The 19,364-nt window shown below is 66.0% G+C and carries 14 protein-coding genes; 8 read left to right on the top strand and 6 right to left on the bottom strand.

The genetic code is table 11. The features are described from left to right. Nucleotides 1–199 precede the first annotated feature (199 nt). From MKW15_RS09805 to MKW15_RS09785, 5 genes are all read left to right on the top strand, one after another. Entirely contained in the window at nucleotides 200–1,477 is a 1,278-nt protein-coding gene (locus MKW15_RS09805) for a GAF domain-containing protein (protein WP_240857418.1), read from the top strand. Between the two features lie 180 nt (nucleotides 1,478–1,657). Then, on the top strand, nucleotides 1,658–2,080 hold the full coding sequence (locus MKW15_RS09800) for a type IV toxin-antitoxin system AbiEi family antitoxin domain-containing protein (protein ID WP_240857417.1): 423 nt from the start codon (nucleotides 1,658–1,660) through the stop codon (nucleotides 2,078–2,080). Between the two features lie 11 nt (nucleotides 2,081–2,091). Continuing rightward, nucleotides 2,092–2,520 (top strand): hypothetical protein, encoded by a 429-nt coding sequence (locus MKW15_RS09795; RefSeq protein WP_240857416.1) that lies wholly within the window; start codon nucleotides 2,092–2,094, stop codon nucleotides 2,518–2,520. Nucleotides 2,521–2,767: 247 nt separating this feature from the next. Then, entirely contained in the window at nucleotides 2,768–4,291 is a 1,524-nt protein-coding gene (gene adh / locus MKW15_RS09790; RefSeq protein WP_240857415.1) for an aldehyde dehydrogenase, read from the top strand. Between the two features lie 53 nt (nucleotides 4,292–4,344). Next, nucleotides 4,345–4,767, top strand: a complete 423-nt coding sequence (locus tag MKW15_RS09785; RefSeq protein WP_240857414.1) for a DUF779 domain-containing protein — start codon at nucleotides 4,345–4,347, stop codon at nucleotides 4,765–4,767. 19 nt (nucleotides 4,768–4,786) lie between these two features. On the opposite strand, the gene MKW15_RS09780 is transcribed toward MKW15_RS09785, so the two are convergent. After that, entirely contained in the window at nucleotides 4,787–5,560 is a 774-nt protein-coding gene (locus MKW15_RS09780; protein ID WP_240857413.1) for a PIG-L deacetylase family protein, read from the bottom strand. Between the two features lie 70 nt (nucleotides 5,561–5,630). Beyond that, the gene (locus tag MKW15_RS09775; RefSeq protein WP_240857412.1) at nucleotides 5,631–6,101 is read right to left on the bottom strand and encodes a hypothetical protein; all 471 of its coding nucleotides are present in this window, start codon (nucleotides 6,099–6,101) and stop codon (nucleotides 5,631–5,633) included. 158 nt (nucleotides 6,102–6,259) lie between these two features. On the opposite strand from MKW15_RS09775, the gene MKW15_RS09770 reads away from it, so the two are divergent. Next, complete coding sequence (locus MKW15_RS09770) at nucleotides 6,260–8,437, top strand: DUF2254 domain-containing protein (protein WP_240857411.1); 2,178 nt, start codon at nucleotides 6,260–6,262, stop codon at nucleotides 8,435–8,437. Between the two features lie 12 nt (nucleotides 8,438–8,449). On the opposite strand, the gene MKW15_RS09765 is transcribed toward MKW15_RS09770, so the two are convergent. The 4 genes from MKW15_RS09765 to MKW15_RS09750 form a co-directional block, all read right to left on the bottom strand. Next, entirely contained in the window at nucleotides 8,450–10,096 is a 1,647-nt protein-coding gene (locus MKW15_RS09765; protein WP_240857410.1) for a hypothetical protein, read from the bottom strand. Nucleotides 10,097–10,277: 181 nt separating this feature from the next. Beyond that, nucleotides 10,278–10,661: a DUF4189 domain-containing protein gene (locus tag MKW15_RS09760; protein WP_240857409.1), complete on the bottom strand. Its 384-nt coding sequence runs from the start codon at nucleotides 10,659–10,661 to the stop codon at nucleotides 10,278–10,280. Nucleotides 10,662–10,944: 283 nt separating this feature from the next. After that, nucleotides 10,945–11,526, bottom strand: coding sequence for a DUF937 domain-containing protein (locus tag MKW15_RS09755; protein WP_240857408.1), 582 nt, complete (start codon nucleotides 11,524–11,526; stop codon nucleotides 10,945–10,947). A 23-nt stretch (nucleotides 11,527–11,549) separates the two neighbouring features. Then, nucleotides 11,550–12,614 carry an alpha/beta hydrolase gene (locus tag MKW15_RS09750; RefSeq protein ID WP_374246829.1) on the bottom strand — a complete coding sequence of 355 codons (1,065 nt, stop codon included), beginning with the start codon at nucleotides 12,612–12,614 and terminating at the stop codon, nucleotides 11,550–11,552. A 408-nt stretch (nucleotides 12,615–13,022) separates the two neighbouring features. On the opposite strand from MKW15_RS09750, the gene gltB reads away from it, so the two are divergent. Both gltB and MKW15_RS09740 read left to right on the top strand, forming a co-directional pair. Then, nucleotides 13,023–17,654 (top strand): glutamate synthase large subunit, encoded by a 4,632-nt coding sequence (gene gltB / locus MKW15_RS09745; RefSeq protein ID WP_240857407.1) that lies wholly within the window; start codon nucleotides 13,023–13,025, stop codon nucleotides 17,652–17,654. Then, on the top strand, nucleotides 17,647–19,101 hold the full coding sequence (locus tag MKW15_RS09740) for a glutamate synthase subunit beta (protein WP_240857406.1): 1,455 nt from the start codon (nucleotides 17,647–17,649) through the stop codon (nucleotides 19,099–19,101). Before gltB ends, MKW15_RS09740 begins: the two co-directional genes overlap by 8 nt. Nucleotides 19,102–19,364: the final 263 nt, after the last annotated feature.

Here is a 19,364-nt window from a genome sequence, read left to right as displayed (position 1 = left end):
CACACCACAAGTAAGTGACTCTGTCGATCGTCACTCCAGGTGGGAGGGTATGTCTCACCTTCGACCGACACGCCCCGAAACGGGCATGCGGGCTACTCTGGACTCGAGCACGCGCGAGCGACTCCGTCGGGGGAATGTTGCCGAGGTCACACTTGGCACGGCAGAATCGGAACCCTATGAGGCAATCGACGGAGGATGAATGAGCGACGCAGCCGCCGTGGCCTCCCGGATCCGTCAGGCGTACGAGAATTTCCTGTCGGGTATCACCCCGCCCGAGGACTCCGTGCGGTCGGTGGTGCGCGAGTCGTGGGCGCGTTCCCTCAACCGCGGTGTCGACCCTGGTGAGGCCGATCCCGACAAGTCGTCGACGCCGACGATGAGCGAGTCGGAATTCACTGAGTATCGCGCGGCGCACCCCATCACCGCCGTACGACCGCTCGTACAGTCGCTGATGGTCGACGCGATCGCCGATTCGGGTGTCGTGGTGGCGCTGACCGATCAGGTGGGACGGCTGCTGTGGGTCGAGGGCGAGACGGGTGCGCGCGACAAGGCCAGCCACATCAACTTCGTCGAGGGTTCGGTGTGGAGCGAAGAGGTGGTCGGCACCAACGCGCCTGGGCTGGCGCTGGCCGTCGACCGCGGCGTGCAGGTCGTCGGACCGGAGCATTTCTCCGGGGCTGTACAGGAGTGGAGTTGCGCGGCCGCCCCGGTGCACGATCCGCTGACCGGCCACGTGATCGGCGTGATCGACGTGACCGGAGGCCGGGAGGTGGCAGCGCCTTTCGCATTGGCGGCGGTGCGGTCGGTGGTCGCCGCTGTGGAGCGTGAATTACAGTCCAAGGCAGTTGATCTGGCAGACCCCAGTACTTTTGTCGAGACGATCGAGGGCGCGCGTCTCACGGTGCTGACGGACCAGGGATATCGGTGGCAGCGCGCCGGCGCGTCGTCGAGGACATTGTCCCGCAGGCACGCCGAGATTCTTGTTCTGCTGCAGGCATTTCCCGAGGGGCTCAACACCGAGCAACTGGCGCTGAAGCTGGCCGAGGACGGCATCGACCCGGTCACCGTGCGCGCCGAGATCTCCCGTCTGCGTCGCGATCTCGGCGACGACGTGGTGGGTTCGCGACCGTATCGGCTGACGGCAGAGTTGTCGTCGGACGTCGGCGACATCCGCGCGCGGGTCGCGTCGGGAGGCGAACTCGAGTCGGTGATCGACGAACTCGGCCGTGGCGGTCTGCTGGTGGAATCGGCGGCGCCCGGCATCGTCGAGATCTTCGAAGAACTGCGCGAAGACGTGCGTTCGCGGGTGATCGCCGAAGGGAATGTCGGGGCGCTGCGGAAGTGGACGTCGTCCATCCATGGTCGCGACGACCTCGCTGCCTGGCGGCGCCTGGAGCATCGGCTCCCCGTCGGACATCCCGACCGCGCGGTCGCCGGTGGACGCATCCGGCTGCTCGACAAGCGGTACGGCCTCTAGCTCGACCCGCGGAAATCTGTACGTGGGAGGTCCGTCGGGTGCACAGTGCAATTGGCGAGGCTCCCAGGTACAGGTTTCCGACGAGGCGAGCTGTCCACAGTTGGGACGGTCTCCACAGATTCGGCGGTGCCCGGGCTGGGCTGGTCGCACGGGGCCCTTCGGGCGTCGATGCTGCCGCGCATGGAATTCGAGAAACTGATCAAGACGTTCGGCGGCGTCGTCTCGACCGCTCAGCTCATCAGGTGCGGCAACACCGAACGGGAGATTCGGGAAGCGATGGCAATCGGATTCCTGACACGGATACGGCACGGCTGGTACGCGACGCGCGACGCGGATCCCGTTGTGGTGAAAGCTGTTCGCTCCGGTGGCGTGGCGTCCTGTCTGACTGCACTCGGCAAGCACGGGGTGTGGGTACCCGAGCATCCACGTGACTGCCATTTCCGGGTGACCCGGCATGGGCAGATCAAGGCCGACGACGCGTGTCGTCGCTACGGGCGTGATGTCGCCGCGGTGGGCACCGTCGACGACGTCGCGACCGCGCTGCTGTACTCACCACATTGCGTCGACGAACTGGGTTTCGCGTCCTGTGCGAGTCAATCCTGAACAAGAAGCTCATGAGACGCGCCGCGATGGTGAAGCTGTTCAAAGGTGGGCCGGCCTACCTCACCGACATCGTCCGCCATGCCGACGACAAACCGGAGTCGGGGACCGAGACCATCGCGGCGCAACGATTCATCGGCGCGGGCTTCTCTGTGCGCCCACAGGTCTGGATTGCACCAGACATCCGCGTCGACCTGCTCGTCGGCGAGGTGCTGGCGCTCGAGATCGATTCGCGAGCGCATCACACCGGTGAGGACAACTACGAAAGCGACCGGGCTCGCGACCTGAAGGTGACAGCGCTCGGTTACATCCCGCAGCATCTGACTTACAAACAGGTGGTCCATCAGTGGCCGCAGACGCTCGAACAGCTGCAGATCCTGGCGCGACTGGGGATGCATCGGGGCCCGCGTCGCCGCAACGGGCGACGGAAGATTGCCGGCTGAGCGTCGGAAGTCTGTACCTGGCAGGTCTGCCAGGTGCACTGTGCAGCTCACGGGGCTTCCAGGTACAGATTTCCGACGAGGCCGGAGGGCTGTGACCAGCGCAGATGCCACGTTGCAACCGCTGCAACGCACGTGCAACCAAGGCACTCCTACTCTGTGCAACAGATCACATGCAGACCACTCAGTGGCTCATGTGACAACCACAACGTCCTCGCCCAGCGAGGCCGACATCGAGGAGTTACACCACATGACTGTCTACGCAAAGCCGGGAGCCGAAGGCTCGGTCATGAGCTACGAGTCGCGCTACGACAACTGGATCGGCGGCCAGTGGACCGCACCGGTCAAGGGCCAGTACTTCGAGAATCCGTCGCCAGTGGACGGCAAGGTCTTCTGCGAGATCGCGCGCTCGACCGCCGAGGACATCGACCTCGCGCTGGACGCCGCACACAAGGCCGCACCGCAGTGGGGCAAGGTGCCGGTGGCCGAGCGTTCGCTGGTCCTGCTGCGCATCGCCGACCGCATGGAGGAGAACCTCGAGAAGCTGGCCGTCGCCGAGACCTGGGACAACGGCAAGGCGGTCCGCGAGACCCTTGCCGCCGACATCCCGCTGGCCATCGACCACTTCCGCTACTTCGCCGGTGCGCTGCGCGCCCAGGAGGGTTCGATCTCGGAGGTCGACGAGGACACCGTCGCCTACCATTTCCATGAGCCCCTCGGTGTGGTCGGTCAGATCATCCCGTGGAACTTCCCGATCCTGATGGCCGTCTGGAAGCTCGCACCTGCGCTTGCCGCGGGCAACGCGGTGGTGCTCAAGCCTGCCGAGCAGACCCCGGCGTCGATCCTGTACTTGATGAGCCTGATCAGCGACCTGCTGCCGGCCGGCGTGCTCAACGTCGTCAACGGCTTCGGCGTGGAGGCCGGCAAGCCGCTGGCGTCGAGCAACCGCATCCGCAAGATCGCCTTCACCGGTGAGACCACCACCGGCCGCCTGATCATGCAGTACGCCTCGGAGAACCTCATCCCGGTCACCCTGGAACTCGGTGGCAAGAGCCCCAACATCTTCTTCGACGACGTGATGAGCGCCGACGACGGCTTCCTCGACCGCGCGCTCGAAGGCTTCTCGATGTTCGCGCTCAACCAGGGCGAGGTCTGCACCTGCCCGAGCCGTGCGCTCATCCAGGAGAACATCTACGACGACTTCATCGGCAAGGCTGTCGACCGGGTCAGCCAGATCAAGCAGGGCAACCCGCTCGACACCGACACCATGATGGGTGCGCAGGCGTCGAACGATCAGTTCGAGAAGATCAGCTCCTACCTGGCCATCGGCAAGGAAGAGGGCGCCAAGGTCCTCATCGGCGGCGAACCCGCCGACTTGGGCGGCGACCTCTCCGGCGGCTACTACATCAAGCCGACCGTGTTCGACGGCCACAACAAGATGCGCATCTTCCAGGAGGAGATCTTCGGCCCCGTGCTGGCGGTCACCACGTTCAAGGACTACGCCGACGCCATCCACATCGCCAACGACACCCTCTACGGACTCGGTGCCGGTGTGTGGAGCCGCGACGGTGCGACCGCCTACCGTGCGGGCCGCGAGATCCAGGCCGGCCGCGTGTGGACCAACACCTACCACGACTACCCGGCACACGCCGCCTTCGGTGGGTACAAGCAGTCGGGTATCGGCCGCGAGACCCACCTGATGATGCTCGAGCACTACCAGCAGACGAAGAACCTCCTCGTTGGATACGCTCAGAACGCGAAAGGATTCTTCTGATCCGGAACTTCGTTCGGATCGGGGTCTTCTTCTAAGCCAAAGAGGTGTAAGACATGACCACCGAACAGCAAGCAGTTGATCGGGTGGTCGCCACAGACGCCGCCGTGCAGCTCCTGACGAAATTGTCGGAGCTGCACGGCGGACTCATGATCCACCAGTCCGGTGGGTGCTGTGACGGCTCGGCCCCGATGTGCTATCCGGTCGGGGAATACCGTGTCGGACAACGTGATGTGTTGGTCGGCGAGATCGAACTCCCGGAACCCATTCCGGCGGTGCGGGTCTGGATCAACGGCGACCAGTTCGAGCTGTGGAAGCACACCCAGATGATCATCGACGTCGTCAAGGGGCGCGGCGCGGGATTCAGTCTCGAAGCGCCCGAAGGGGTTCGGTTCCTCGCACGCTCGCGTGTGTTCAACGAGGAGGAGAACACCTGGCTCGAGGCGTGCCCGCCGCGGCGCGGCGCGGAGGTCAGCTGACCGACGGATGGTCGAGCCATCAGGCTCGAACCATGCCGTCGGGCCGGCCGGGTTCGATGTAGTGCTCGGTACCAAAGGCAAACGGGAACATCTCGATCGGCAGTTCCAGGAGCTGCTTCACGTCGCTCTGGCTGGCATGACACGCCAGCGCCTCGCGTTTGGTGTACACATCGTCGCCGAGGTCGACGGCCCAGTGCAGTTCCGCCTCGGGGGTTCCGATCGGGTTCCCGTCGTCGCCGCGGGTGTCCGGGTCGAACCCTTCCATGCCCATCTCGGTTGCAAGCGTGAACAATTGACGCATGAGATCGCGGTTCATCGTGACCTCGAGGTAGCGCGGCGTTCTGGCCGCCAGGTCGACAGCTGCGCGAGTGGCCTTGTGCAACATGACATGATCGGGGTGGCCGTAGCCGCCGTGCCAGTCGTAGCCGACGACGACGTCGGCATCTTCCTCGTCGAGCAGGTCGGCCAGGCGGCGTGCCGCTTCGCCGAGGTCGGCGCGTGAGAACACTCCGTCGGCACCGTTCTGCGACCATCCCGTCATGCCCGAGTCGCCGTAGCCGAGCCATTCCACCCGCGCGGTACCGGTGATGGCCGCCGACGCCTCCGCCTCGCCGCGGCGTCGAATCGCCACTGTTTCGCCAGGGGCCAGATCACCTGGGTCATCGCCCGGATCGCCGTCGGTGCAGTAGACGACGACCACCCGATGTCCCTCCCGCGCAGCGCGAATCATGGTGCCCGCGGTGCCCGTTCCCTCGTCGTCGGGGTGGGCGTGGACGAAGACGATTGTGCTCACCCGTCGATCATGTCATCCGACGACGCGCCGGGCCCGCGACCTCTCGGTCACGGGCCCGGATTGTTCGTCCTCACCAGAGGTCGAAGCCGACGTTGGTGTTCGGGTAGTGGCTGGTGAAGTTGTGGTTGATCCGGTACTGGCCGGCGCTCGCACCCGACACACCGGTGGTCCCGGTGTTGGTGTTGGCCTGCGAGTTCAGCACCTCGTAGGTGGCGGTCGGCCCGCCGACGCCGATGCGGTAGGCGACGGTCGCGGCGAGCTTGGTGCCGTGCGGTGCGACGACGGAGATGGTCTCGCTGGCGCCCGGTGCCAGTGTCTGGCGGGCTCCGCTGACGACGACCCCGTTGCCGCTCGTGCCGGTGCTGAGCAGATGCTCGGTCTTGTTGGTGTGGTTGGTGATCGTCATCGCGATGGTCGGCTCGCCGGGGTGCGTGACCGGCAGGGTGCCGGCATTCGCGATACCGGCGAATCCTGCTCCGACGGCGGCGATTCCGGCGACTCCGGCGGCGGCTGCGGTGATGCGGCGGGTGGTGGTGTTCATGGGTTTCTCCTCGGTGTGCGGCGGGGTTCTCCTGTGGTCTTGCCTGACACCGAGAACTTTGCCGTGGATCGGTTCCGGGCGGATTCCGCCAACCATCTGATGGATCGGATGAACGGGACTTCCCCCGATCGGGGGACATGCAGGGATAGCCTTCTGTGATGGCGGAGTGGTTCGCGCGCGACATCGTCGACAACGGGCGATTGCCGCTGTTCTTTCTGCTCATCGCGTTTGTCCTGACGTTCCTGTTCATCCGGTTGAGCGTCCGGATGATCCGTGCCGAGGTGAGTTGGTGGCCGGGCAACGTCACACCCGGTGGCCTGCACATGCATCACGAGTTCTTCGGTGTGATGCTGATGCTGATCTCCGGCTTCTCCTTCGTGGTGCTGTCCAACTTCCATACCCCCGTGGCGGATTGCGTCTTGGCCGTGGTGTTCGGGATCGGCTCTGCCCTGGTGCTCGACGAGTTCGCACTGCTCCTCCACCTGCGTGACGTGTACTGGGAGGAGGAGGGGCGCGCGTCGGTCGACGCGGTGTTCGTCGCCATCGCGTTCGTGCTGCTGTTCCTGGTGGGATTCCGGCCGGTGGGGTTTGCCGATGTCGCCGATGTGCAGAACGCCCCGACAGTCGGGGAGAAGATCGCGGTGATCGTCCTGGTCGCCATCGTCGGACTGCTGGCGATCATCACCCTGTTTAAGGGCAAACTCTGGACCGGTTTCCTCGGCCTGTTCATCTCACCGCTGCTGATCGTCGGCGCCATCCGGGTCGCACGGCCTCAATCCCCCTGGGCACGTTGGCGTTACGTCGATCACCCGGGAAAGATGGCCAAGTCGCGGGCACGTGAGCGGCGGTACCGGCAACCGCTGATCCGGTGGAAGGTGGTGGTGCAGGAAGCGCTGGCCGGACGGTTCGGGATTCCGGAAGCACCCGCCGAACCCGTCGTCGTGCCGCCGAACCCGCAGCATCCGCGGCGCGCGCCCAACCGGGTCGCGTCGGCCATCCGATGGCGCCGGACGCGGAGGCATCTGGAGCGCCGGCCGCCGTGGCGTCTGCCGGTCACCATGGTGTCGGTCTCGATCGTCGTGGCCGTGATTGCCGCGCTGGTCGACGACGACCTCGAACTCCGCGAGCTCGACGTCGGGACGACAGCAACCCTGCTCGGCGTGATCGCCGGTGCGATGGCCACACTCACCGGCCTGGTGTTCACCGCGGTCACCCTGGCGATGCAGTTCGGGGCGTCGCAGATCTCGGTCCGGGTGATCCCGATGTTCCAGCAGGATCCGGTGATGCGGTGGTCGATCGGGGTGTTCCTGTCGACCTTCGCGTTCACGCTGATCATCGCGCTCGACCTGGCCACGGGTGCCGAAGGCGGGCCCGGGATCTCGACGGGTGTCGCACTGGGAATGACGCTGCTGAGCGTGTACATGTTCATCATCCTGATCGGCAAGGTCGGCAGCATCCTGAATTCGTCGCAACTGCTGCGCTGGGTGGAAACCGAGGGACGCGGCGCCATCCGCAGGCTGTATCCCGACGAGATGCCTGTCGACATGGAGCGAACCGTTGCGCGCATTGGTTCCGACGACGATCGGGGCACCGACACAGAGCCGGGAATGATCGTCACCCTGCGGGACATTCCCACGCGTGGCAGGGTGCTGCTCGCCATCGATCTCGCGCGTATCCAGCGGCTGGCAATTCGGTGGGATGTCCAGGTGGACTTGCTGATCGGGATCGGCGACTTCGTCCCGAACAATGCCGGGGTCTTCGAGGTGTTCGGCGATCGTCGCCGGGTACATCCGCATCAACTGCTCACCTGCCTGCTGTTCGGTGACACCCACCTGCCCGAGGTGAGTCCGGCCGCGGCACTGCAGGCGATCACCGACGTTGCGCTCAAGGCACTGTCGCCGGCCATCAACGATCCCAGTCGCGCGGTGCAGGCGCTCGATCACATCGAGAACCTGCTGCTGATGCTGGCGCCGCGAGTCTTCGCCGATCAACAGTCCGGCTCGCTGTCGATGATCCGGGGCTACCGTCGCAGCTGGGCAGATTATGTCGCCATCGGAACCGATCAGATCCGGCAGTACGGGGCGGGTTCGGCACAGGTCGAGCGCCGGCTCCGTGCGCTCTTCGAAAACCTCATCGCGCAATGCCCCGACGTGCAGGACGCCCCACTGATCGAGCGGCTGCAGGCGCTCGACGAGCAGGTCGAACGAGAGTGGCCGACCAGTCTCGACCGCCGGCTCGCGTCCGAGGCCGATGTCCAGGGGTTCGGCTCCGAGAGCGGCCGGACGCGGGGGCGTCGTCTGAGCATCAACAGGCCGAAGCCTGATCCCCTGGAGTAGTGGCAAGCACCTTTACTTGTAGGGCCGGGGCACGATCTCGGTGCGGGGCTCCGCATGCTGTGGCGGTAGCGGACCGGACGGGTGGGGAGCGCTCGGCCCCGGTTGCGGGGTGGGCCACGCCGGAGCGGGGGGCGGTTGCGGAGCGAACCCCCTGGACGGCGGCGCGAATGGCCCGGATTGTGGCGCGAACGGTCTGGATTGGGGCGGACCGTAGGGGGGCGGTGCATACGGCGGCGGTCCATACAGCGGCGGGGGTGGGGTAGGACCCACGCCCGCGGAGGCGAACATCTCCGGATGCGCCCGCACATACCCGGCGACCCACGAAAGCCCCAGCCCCAGGGCGACAGTGGCGGCGAGCAGAAATGCGTCGATCGCGATCGTGCCGGCGGCATCCGAGTACACGGCCGGCGGCGTATCCGGCAGGCCGGACCAGGGAGCAGCGAAGACGAGTGGCGTGGCGAGCAGTGCCCACAGGCTCTTGGCGAGAACAACGATGAAGCCGGCCGCACACGCCGCAAGGAACAGGTGCCGACACAACGTCGCCGGCCACGCACTCGTCCCGCCGCGTGCCTCCAGTATGGCGAAAACTCCTATCACCACCGCGAATACAGTCATCGCGGCGACCGCGCCCAGCGCGAGAGGGCGACGTTCCTGTGGCGCCGCGGAACTGATGCCGACCGCGAGCAAGGTGCACACCACGATGCCGAGCACGCCCGACGCCACATGCATTTTCTGCCAGTTACCCGAGCCCATGGCCGCTGTGGCCGGGATCAGAAGAGCCACGCTCAGAGCGCTCGCCGCGGCGAGCAGAGCGCGCCACCGTTCGGCGGAGACGTTGTCCCACATACTGACCGGCTCCTGGGACAGTGGATGCTTGGTGACCGACGTGACCAGGCGGTCGATTCCGAAACCCAGCCAGGCTGCGCCGACAAGAGCGGCAACCACACCAACGCGGCTGAACAGGACGATGAAGAAGATTCCGCCGTAAGGGGTTTCGGTCCCGGAGAGAGTGGCGTCGAGCTGCTCGTAGATGTTTCCGGGACGTGTGGACTCACTGAGTCCGTTCAGCGCCGAGACCATGGCTTGAGTGCACCCCAACGCGACCAAACCCCCGACCGGAGCGGCGAGCAGTGCCCATTTGCTGGCGCGCCGAGTGCTCATCCAGGCGACGAGAAGTGCGATGAGGGTGAGGAAGCTGGACCAACCCGACGATGAGAACCCAGGGTCGGGCGGTTCGTCGGTCGGTGTCACGGTCGCGGCGACGAGCCCGAGCGAGAGCACTGCCGGTATCCACACCAGTCGCGCCGAGAGCGCCCGTCCGAACGGACGGGTTCCCGGTCCCGATGTGATGAGGATCGCGGGCAGACCGCAGAGCAGAAAGGTCACGACGCCGATGATGCAGATGGTGGTGATCACTTCTGCCTGGGTGACCGGTGTGGTGCGGCCCTGGAAGAACTCCCCGTTGCCGTAGGCGAGTTGCAGTACCAGGCTGGCCGGATAGGCCAGTACATAGACGACCGAAGCAACAACGACACCGACGAAGCCCCGTGGAACGGTGCGCTGCGATCGGTTTGCGGCACCGGGGTGAGCGTGGGGGTGAAAGCCCGCTCCTGCCGGCGGTGGGAAGTGCTGCGAGCCATATGGATCCGGCGCAGGCATGTTGATCGCCCGATTATAGGGATATGCCCGGTCGGCTATCTGTCACCCGATCGAACCAATCGGCGGCGTCGTCTGAGCATCAACACCTCCAAGCCCGGCCCGCCCAGGCCCTGACCAAAGAAACTGCGCCCCACCCGAAGTGCGGGTGGGGCGCAGTGTTCTCGATCAGATGGGGCAGGTGTCAGTAGCGGTCGGTGCACACCCAGCGGGCGACGTAGCCACGGAGGCCGAGCTTGCGCAGGGCCGCGCGCTTCGCCGAGCCGGGGCTCTCGTAGCCACGCGCCCAGGCGACGCGCGTTCCGCCGTTCGAGTAGGCAACCGCACCGCAGGAGTTGTAGAAGGTGAAGTAGCCGCAGTCGTAGCCGCAGCGCGACCGGACGGCGCGAGCTGCGGAGTTGCTGCTCGGATAGTTCCAGGCGCCGGCAGTGCCGCCGTCGTTGTCGTAGGCGATGGCGCCCCAGTAGATTTCCTGGGCCTTGGCCGGGGCGGGTGCCGAGAACAGCGACGCGCCGAGGGCGAGGGACATGGACAGCACGATGGCTGCGATGATGCGGCGTGAATTCATGGGTGGATATTAACCATGCACTCAGGTTCAGTCGTACGACTGGGTCGCTTGTTTCATTCGTCCGACGGACAGCGCCATCATGCTCGCTGAACAGGGGAATTCAGACATTCGGAGCGCCGTCGGCGACGTCGGGTGAGTGCGCGCGCCGGTGGGTGCGGCGATGAACTCCCTGGTCACGGTGATCGTGCAGGCCTGCCGTTTGTGAGCAGAGCCTATGAATTCGCTGAGCGAGCGAAATCGTCGTTGTGACGGGTATCACTCGGTGGAATCGCTTGCCGCAGCGCTACTTCCGGCCGCCGAGGATCGATCCGAGTAGATCCCCCAAGCCGCCCGCCGAACCGCCGCCCAGGATGCCGCCGAGCACGCTGCCGAGTCCGCCGGCGGCGCCACCTCCACCACCGAGTGCGCCGCCGAGAACCGACCCCAGGTCACCGCCGCCGTTGGTGGTGTTTCCGGCCCCACCGGTGATCTTGCGGACGAGGAAACTCAGCACGATCGGCGCGAGGATGGGCAGCATCTTCTTGATGAGGCCCTGGTCCACCGACGCCGCGGGCACCTGCTCGGAGAGTGCCCCCGCCACCTGGTCGGTCTGGTTGCCAAAGATGTTCGCGACGATCTTCGATCCGTCGTCGGTGTCGACATCGCCGAGGTCGATGGTGCCCTGGGCGAGGTCGTTGTCGTGCTGCTCCAGTGCCGAGGCGAGGCGTTGCGCAGAGTTCTCGTCCTGCGTCTGGGCCTGCAGTCCGGTGAGCAGGGCCGGAATCGCCTGGGCGGCAGCGGCGCGCGCCGAGGCCTCATCGGTTCCCAACTGGTTGGCGATGTCGCCGATCGGGAGCCGGGACAGGAGTTCGTCGACGTCGGACATGATGTGCCTCTCGCTCGGTCAGGTCAGAAGGGATGAGCCGCGTTGATGAACTGACCGGCCGATGCGAGAGCGTGCCGCGACTCGGGCGCAAGACGAGAAAACATCTGGAAGACGTGGCCTTGATCGGGCCACTCCTGCAGGACCGACGTCGCACCCGCGCGGACCAGTGCGCGGTGGGCGGTTCGAGCGTCGGCGCCCATCACCTCGAGGCCCCCGAACTGGATCAACGTGTTCGGCAGGTCCATGTCGGGGGTCAACCGAATGCGCATGCGCGGGTGATCGGCGTCGGCGGTGTGCGTGTACAGCTTGAGGATTCGCTGCGCGGCGACCGCGTCGATGATGGGGTCACGCTTGCCGGCCCGCTGGAAGTCGACGGCGAGTGAGAAGGTCGGGTCGTAGAGCGGGGAGAACAGCACCATCGTCCCGGGTTGTGCGGTGCCGGACGCATGGTTGGCGGCGAGCAGGTCGAATGCGAGGTGGCCGCCGGCGGAGTCACCGGCGATGACGATCTGGTCCGGCCGGAATCCCTGGGACAGCAGCCACCGGTAGCCGCGGATGGCGTCGTCGCCGCCGGTCGGCCATCGGTGATCGGGTCCGAGTCGGTAGTCGAGCGAGAACGCCGACATGCGCGTCCGGTTACTCAGCCGAGCGACCAGACCGCGGTGGGTGCGTGGCGAGCAGACGACATACCCGCTGCCGTGCAGGTAGTAGATGATCCGCTGGTCCGGGTGGATCGGACCAGGTGCGACATGCGTGCCGGTGACCCACTCGCCACGGACCTCACCGCCGTCGAAGCGTTCGCGGATCTCGACCGCGCGGGTGCCGGTGGGGACCGGGCACAGCGCCGTCAGCGACCGGTTGACCCCGGGCCGCATGGCTCGGATCATCTGCGCGGTGATTCTCGGATGGGACGCCCGGGCCGACGACATCAGCGGGCGGGCGACGTGGGCGAGGTAACTGTTGGTGGCCCTCGCGCGGGACGAACCACGACTGCCCGCCGGGCCCAGGGGACCAACGGGCGCTTCGCCCGGGATCGGTCCGTCGGGGGACAGCTCGATCTCATTGGGCAATGGCAACGTTGCGCTCACGCGCTAGACAGTAGTCCGGCAGGGTTCGCCAGGGAGTGAAATCGGGCGTAAATGTGGCGCCAACCCGCGTGTAACCTGCGTGATCAGTCTCGATGTGGTAGCCGGATTTCAATAGTTGACCCCCGGCGTGAGAAAATGGCCGACAATGCTCATACGACTGCGAGCGGGCCGAGACGGCTGCACGTGAGCTGAGGGTGAAGCAGGGTGGTGCCGGGCGGCGTGCGCGTCTGCTGGCAGCCGCATCAGCAACGGCGCTGATGGGAGATACCACCATGTGACCGTCGGATCTACCCAGGTCAGCCCCCGATTCGGGCAGGTCTCGACGCGTGGTCACGGGACTCGCGTGTCCCCCAGACATTGACGACGTGGATGCGTGTGCCCATCTGGCACACAAAGTGAGGCGAAGTTATGAAGCATGCTCCGGGCCGGGTCGGTCTCTACGACCCTCGCAACGAGCACGACTCGTGTGGTGTCGCGTTTGTCGTCGACATGTATGGACGGCGTAGCCGCGACATCGTCGACAAGGCGATCATGGCGCTCGTCAACCTCGAACACCGAGGAGCCGCCGGCGCCGAACCGAACACCGGTGACGGCGCGGGCATCATGATCCAGGTACCCGACCGCTTCCTGCGCGAGGTCGTGGACTTCGAGTTGCCCGTCGAGGGCCGCTATGCGACCGGCATCGCCTTCCTTCCCCAGGGGGCCGAGGACGCCCGCCAGGCATGTGCCGGCGTGGAGAAGATCGTCGAGGCCGAGGGATTGAGCCTGCTCGGCTGGCGTGAGGTGCCCACCGTCGACTCCTCGCTCGGTGCTCTGGCGCGCGATGCGATGCCGACGTTCCGTCAGCTGTTCATCTCGCTGCCCGACGCCATCGCCGCCGGCGAGCCGTCGGACGACGAGCGGATGGAACTCGAGCGGCGTGCCTTCGTGGTGCGCAAGCGGGTGCAGTACGAACTGGGCACCAAGGGTGCCGGTGCCGACGGTCCAGGCCGCGAGACCGTCTACTTCCCGAGCCTGTCCGGGGCGACCTTTGTCTACAAGGGCATGCTGACCACCCCGCAGCTTCGCGATTTCTACGTGGATCTGCAGGATTCGCGGGTGGAAAGTGCACTGGGCCTGGTGCATTCGCGCTTCTCCACCAACACCTTCCCGTCGTGGCCGCTGGCCCATCCGTTCCGCCGGGTCGCCCACAACGGCGAGATCAACACGGTCACCGGCAACGAGAACTGGATGCGGGCCCGCGAGGCGCTCATCAACACCGACGCGTTCGGTCCCGATGCGGCTGCCAAGATCTTCCCTGCGTGTAGCCCGGGAGCATCGGACACCGCACGATTCGACGAGGCGCTCGAATTACTCCACCTCGGTGGCCGCAGCCTGCCGCATGCCGTGCTGATGATGATTCCCGAGGCGTGGGAGCGGCACGAGTCGATGAAGCCCGAGCACAAGGCCTTCTACCGCTATCACTCGGCGCTCATGGAGCCGTGGGACGGCCCCGCGTCGGTGTGCTTCACCGACGGCACCGTGGTGGGTGCGGTGCTCGACCGAAATGGTCTGCGCCCCAGCCGAATCTGGGTCACCAAGGATGGTCTCGTGGTGATGGCGTCGGAGGTCGGCGTCCTCGACATCGACCACTCCGACGTGGTGCAGAAGATGCGTCTGCAGCCGGGCCGCATGTTCCTCGTGGACACCGCGGCCGGCCGCATCGTCGACGACGAGGAGATCAAGGACGAGCTCGCCGCCGAGCAGCCGTACGCCCAGTGGCTCGACGACGGTCTGGTGGAGATCGACGACATCGCCGCGCGTCCGCACATTCACATGGCACACGAGCGAGTTGCGTTGCGCCAGCAGGTGTTCGGGTACACCAACGAAGAGCTGAACCTGTTGGTGGCGCCGATGGCCAAGACCGGCGCCGAGGCGATCGGGTCGATGGGCACCGACACCCCGATCGCGGTGCTCTCCGCGCGGCCGCGGATGCTCTTCGACTACTTCCAGCAGCTTTTCGCCCAGGTCACCAATCCGCCGTTGGACGCGATTCGTGAAGAGGTGGTCACCAGCCTGGGTGGCACCATCGGCGCCGAGGCCGACCTGTTGAATCCCGGCCCGGGCTCGTGCCGCCAGATCGTGCTTCCCGAGCCCGTTCTGGACAACGACGCGCTGGCCAAGCTGGTCGACATCGAGGACTGCAAGACCGCCAGCGGTCGCGACATCTCCGACTTCCAGAGCCTGCACGTCCACGGGTTGTACCCGGTCGAAGAGGGTGGCGCCGGTCTGCGCCGCGCGCTCGACGAGATCCGCACCAAGGTGAGTGCGGCGATCGACGACGGCGTCAACCTGATCGTGTTGAGCGACCGGGAATCCGACGAGAAGTCGGCACCCATTCCGTCGTTGCTGCTGACCGCGGCTGTGCACCACCACCTGGTGCGTGAGCGCAAGCGCACGCGCGTGGGACTCATCGTGGAGTCCGGCGATTGCCGCGAAGTCCATCACGTGGCCGCGCTCATCGGTTTCGGTGCGGCCGCGGTCAATCCGTACATGGCCTTCGAATCCATCGAGGACATGGTGGAGCGCGGTGCGCTCGGCGACATCGACTTCGCGAAGGCGCGCGCCAACTACATCAAGGCCGCGGGCAAGGGCGTGCTCAAGGTGATGAGCAAGATGGGCATCTCCACGCTCGCCTCCTACACCGGCGCCCAGCTGTTCCAGGTGATCGGCATCGGGCAGGAGACCGTCGACGAGTTCTTCACCGGTCTCAACAGCCAGCTCGACGGCATCGGCCTCGACGAGATCGCTGCCGACGTCGCCAAGCGCCACGCGCTGGCGTTCTCCGAGCGACCCACCGAGCGCGCCCATCGTGAGCTCGAGGTCGGCGGCGAGTACCAGTGGCGGCGTGAGGGGGAATACCACCTGTTCAACCCGGACACGGTGTTCAAGCTGCAGCACGCCACCCGCACCGGGCAGTACTCGGTGTTCAAGGAGTACACCAAGCTCGTCGACGATCAGTCGCGCAAGATCGCTTCGCTGCGTGGTCTTTTCGACTTCAACTTCGGCGACCGCGATCCGATCCCGATCGACAAGGTCGAGCCGGCCCGCGAGATCGTCAAGCGGTTCTCGACCGGCGCCATGAGCTTCGGCTCGATCTCGGCCGAAGCGCATGAGACCCTGGCCATCGCGATGAACCGGCTCGGTGGGCGGTCGAATTCGGGTGAGGGCGGCGAGGATCCGCGTCGCTTCCATCACGACGAGAACGGCGACTGGCGACGCAGCGCGATCAAGCAGGTCGCGTCGGGCCGCTTCGGCGTCACCTCGCACTACCTCTCCAACTGCACCGACATCCAGATCAAGATGGCGCAGGGTGCGAAACCCGGTGAGGGCGGCCAGCTTCCGCCGCACAAGGTCTACCCCTGGGTGGCCGAGGTGCGCGGTTCGACACCGGGCGTCGGGCTGATCTCGCCGCCGCCGCACCATGACATCTACTCGATCGAGGATCTCGCACAGCTGATCCACGACCTGAAGAACGCCAACCCGGCCGCACGTATCCACGTGAAGCTGGTCAGCGAGGTCGGTGTCGGTACCGTCGCCGCCGGTGTGTCCAAGGCGCACGCCGACGTCGTGCTCATCTCCGGTCACGACGGTGGCACCGGCGCGACCCCGCTGACCTCGACGAAGCACGCCGGTGCGCCGTGGGAGATCGGTCTCGCCGAGACGCAGCAGACGTTGCTGCTCAACGGACTCCGTGATCGCATCGTGGTGCAGGTCGACGGTCAGCTCAAGACCGGCCGCGACGTCGTGGTGGCCGCACTGCTCGGCGCCGAGGAATTCGGTTTTGCCACGGCGCCGCTGGTGGTCTCCGGGTGCATCATGATGCGGGTCTGCCACCTCGACACGTGTCCGGTGGGTGTGGCCACCCAGAATCCGCTGCTGCGTGAGCGTTTCACCGGCAGGCCGGAGTTCGTCGAGAACTTCTTCCTCTACATCGCCGAGGAGGTGCGCGAACTCCTGGCTCGGCTGGGCTTCCGCACGCTGCAGGAAGCGGTGGGTCACGTGGAGGCGCTCGACACCGGAAAGGCGTTGGCGCACTGGGGTTCGGCCAAGGCGGGCAAGCTCGATCTCAGCTCGATCCTGTCGGCTCCCGAGTCGCCGTTCATGAACCAGGACCTGTACTGCTCCGGCGTCCAGGATCACGCCCTGGACAAGGCGCTCGATCAGCAGCTGATCGCGCAGAGCCGCGAGGCCATCGACAACGGCACCCGGGTGTCGTTCAGCTCCAAGATCACCAACGTCAACCGTACGGTCGGCACGATGCTCGGTCACGAGGTCACTAAGACCTATGGCGCGCAGGGTCTTCCGGACGGCACGATCATGGTCGACTTCACCGGTTCGGCCGGCAACAGCTTCGGTGCGTTTGTCCCCAAGGGCATCACGCTTCGACTCGAGGGCGACGCCAACGACTTCGTCGGCAAGGGGCTCTCGGGTGGGCGGATCGTGGTCCGTCCGGCCCGCAACGCGCCGGAAGACTTTGTCGCCGAGGACAACATCATCGCGGGCAACGTCATCGGATTCGGCGCCACCGCAGGCAAGATATTCTTGCGCGGCGTGGTCGGCGAACGATTCTGCGTGCGTAACTCGGGTGTGACGGCCGTCGTCGAGGGCGTCGGCGATCACGGCTGTGAGTACATGACCGGTGGCCGGGTGGTGGTGCTCGGCGACACCGGGCGCAACTTCGCGGCCGGCATGTCGGGCGGTATGGCCTACGTGTACGACCCCGAGGGCAAGTTTGCCGACAATCTCAACACCGAACTCGTGGACATCGAGGAACTCGACACCGAAGACGTCGAGTTCCTGTCGGCGATCATCACCGAGCATCGCGCGGAGACCGAATCCCCGGTCGCGGCTGCGATTCTCGAGGACTTCGACGACACGCAGAGCCAATTCGTCAAGGTGATGCCGCGTGACTTCAAGCGAGTGCTCGCGGCGATCGAGGCGGCACAGCGGGATGGACGAGATGTGAACGAAGCGATCATGGAGGCCGCACGTGGCTGACCCCAGAGGATTCCTCAAGCACCCCGAACGTGACCTGCCGGACCGTCGTCCGGTGGAGTTGCGTCTGCTGGACTGGAAAGAGGTCTACACCGACTTCGCGCACTCGGATCTGCAGACGCAGGCCAGCCGGTGCATGGACTGCGGTATCCCGTTCTGCCACAACGGCTGCCCGCTCGGGAACCTCATTCCGGAGTGGAACGACCTGGTCTACAAGGACCGGTGGCGCGAGGGTATCGAGCGCCTGCACGCGACCAACAACTTCCCGGAGTTCACCGGGCGGCTGTGTCCGGCCCCGTGTGAGGCGTCGTGCGTGCTGGGTATCAACCAGCCGCCGGTGACCATCAAGCAGGTCGAGGTGGAGCTCATCGACAACGCCTTCGACAACGGCTGGGTGTCCCCGGTGCTGCCGGTCGAGAAGACCGGTCGTTCGGTGGCCGTCGTCGGGTCGGGACCTGCGGGTCTTGCTGCCGCACAACAGCTCACCCGCGCCGGCCACGACGTGACGCTCTTCGAGCGCGCCGACCGGATCGGCGGACTGCTGCGCTATGGCATCCCCGAGTTCAAGATGGAGAAGCGCCACATCGACCGTCGCCTCGCGCAGATGGAGGCCGAGGGCACCGTCTTCCGCGCCGGCGTCAACGTCGGCGTGGACGTGACCGTCGAGCAGCTGCGCGCCGACTTCGACGCGGTGGTGCTCGCCAACGGTTCGACCATCGGTCGCGATCTGCCGATCCCGGGACGTGAGCTCGACGGCATCCATCAGGCGATGGAATTCCTGCCGCAGGCCAACCGGATTCAGCTCGGTGACGAGGTCGAGGGCCAGATCACCGCGAAGGGCAAGAAGGTCGTAATCATCGGTGGCGGCGACACCGGTGCGGACTGCCTGGGCACCTCACTGCGCCAGGGCGCCGAGATCGTGCACCAGTTCGAGATCATGCCGCGTCCGCCCATGGAACGTGCCGAGTCGACCCCGTGGCCGACCTACCCGTTGATGTACCGCGTCTCGTCGGCCCACGAAGAGGGCGGCGAGCGGGTGTTTTCGGTCAACACAGAGAAGTTCACCGGCGCCGACGGCAAGGTCACCGCGCTCCATGCGCACGAGGTGGTCATGCGTGACGGTCGCTTCGAGAAGGTCGAGGGCTCGGACTTCGAACTCGAATGCGACCTCGTCCTGCTGGCGATGGGCTTCGTCGGACCGGAGCGCGAAGACTTCCTGGACAAGCTCGGCGTCGAGTACGACCAGCGCGGAAACATCAAGCGCGACGACAACTTTGCTGCCGTCGGGCAGCCCGGTGTGTTCGTCGCCGGTGATGCCGGCCGTGGTCAGTCGCTGATCGTGTGGGCCATCGCCGAGGGACGGTCGGCCGCCGCGGCCGCCGACGCGTTCCTCACCGGTGCCTCGGACCTGCCCGCCCCGATCTACCCGACGCAGGTCGCGCAGCGCTGAGGTTGCCTGACTCGAAGAATTGGGTGACCGGCTCGCTGACCAGGGCAAATGAACTGGCAGCCTGCCCGCAAAATCTCGGGGAAGAGTTTCTTCCCCGAGTTTCGTAGTCGTCCGCGAGAATTTCTAGGGGAGGACACCAAGGGTAGGGGACGAGTTTTCTTCCCCTAGTTTCTTGGCGGGGACCTCTGTGATGGTTGACCGCGAGGGCGGCTTCGCCGTCCTCCGAGGCGCGTGGTCGGCGTGTCGCGATTTCAGAAACTGCG

Origin of the sequence: Gordonia gummivorans (genome assembly GCF_022513585.1) — a bacterium.
Lineage (GTDB): Bacteria > Actinomycetota > Actinomycetes > Mycobacteriales > Mycobacteriaceae > Gordonia.
The sequence above is the reverse complement of the archived record's forward strand: the minus strand, read 5'-3'. Positions and strand labels throughout refer to the sequence as shown.

What these genes read in the sequence shown, in the direction of transcription:
- MKW15_RS09805 (WP_240857418.1), top strand. Translation starts at nt 200, where the DNA reads ATGAGCGACGCAGCCGCCGTGGCCTCCCGGATCCGTCAGGCGTACGAG.
- MKW15_RS09800 (WP_240857417.1), top strand. Translation starts at nt 1,658, where the DNA reads ATGGAATTCGAGAAACTGATCAAGACGTTCGGCGGCGTCGTCTCGACC.
- MKW15_RS09795 (WP_240857416.1), top strand. Translation starts at nt 2,092, where the DNA reads ATGAGACGCGCCGCGATGGTGAAGCTGTTCAAAGGTGGGCCGGCCTAC.
- adh (WP_240857415.1), top strand. Translation starts at nt 2,768, where the DNA reads ATGACTGTCTACGCAAAGCCGGGAGCCGAAGGCTCGGTCATGAGCTAC.
- MKW15_RS09785 (WP_240857414.1), top strand. Translation starts at nt 4,345, where the DNA reads ATGACCACCGAACAGCAAGCAGTTGATCGGGTGGTCGCCACAGACGCC.
- MKW15_RS09775 (WP_240857412.1), bottom strand. Translation starts at nt 6,101, where the DNA reads ATGAACACCACCACCCGCCGCATCACCGCAGCCGCCGCCGGAGTCGCC.
- MKW15_RS09770 (WP_240857411.1), top strand. Translation starts at nt 6,260, where the DNA reads ATGGCGGAGTGGTTCGCGCGCGACATCGTCGACAACGGGCGATTGCCG.
- MKW15_RS09765 (WP_240857410.1), bottom strand. Translation starts at nt 10,096, where the DNA reads ATGCCTGCGCCGGATCCATATGGCTCGCAGCACTTCCCACCGCCGGCA.
- MKW15_RS09760 (WP_240857409.1), bottom strand. Translation starts at nt 10,661, where the DNA reads ATGAATTCACGCCGCATCATCGCAGCCATCGTGCTGTCCATGTCCCTC.
- MKW15_RS09755 (WP_240857408.1), bottom strand. Translation starts at nt 11,526, where the DNA reads ATGTCCGACGTCGACGAACTCCTGTCCCGGCTCCCGATCGGCGACATC.
- gltB (WP_240857407.1), top strand. Translation starts at nt 13,023, where the DNA reads ATGAAGCATGCTCCGGGCCGGGTCGGTCTCTACGACCCTCGCAACGAG.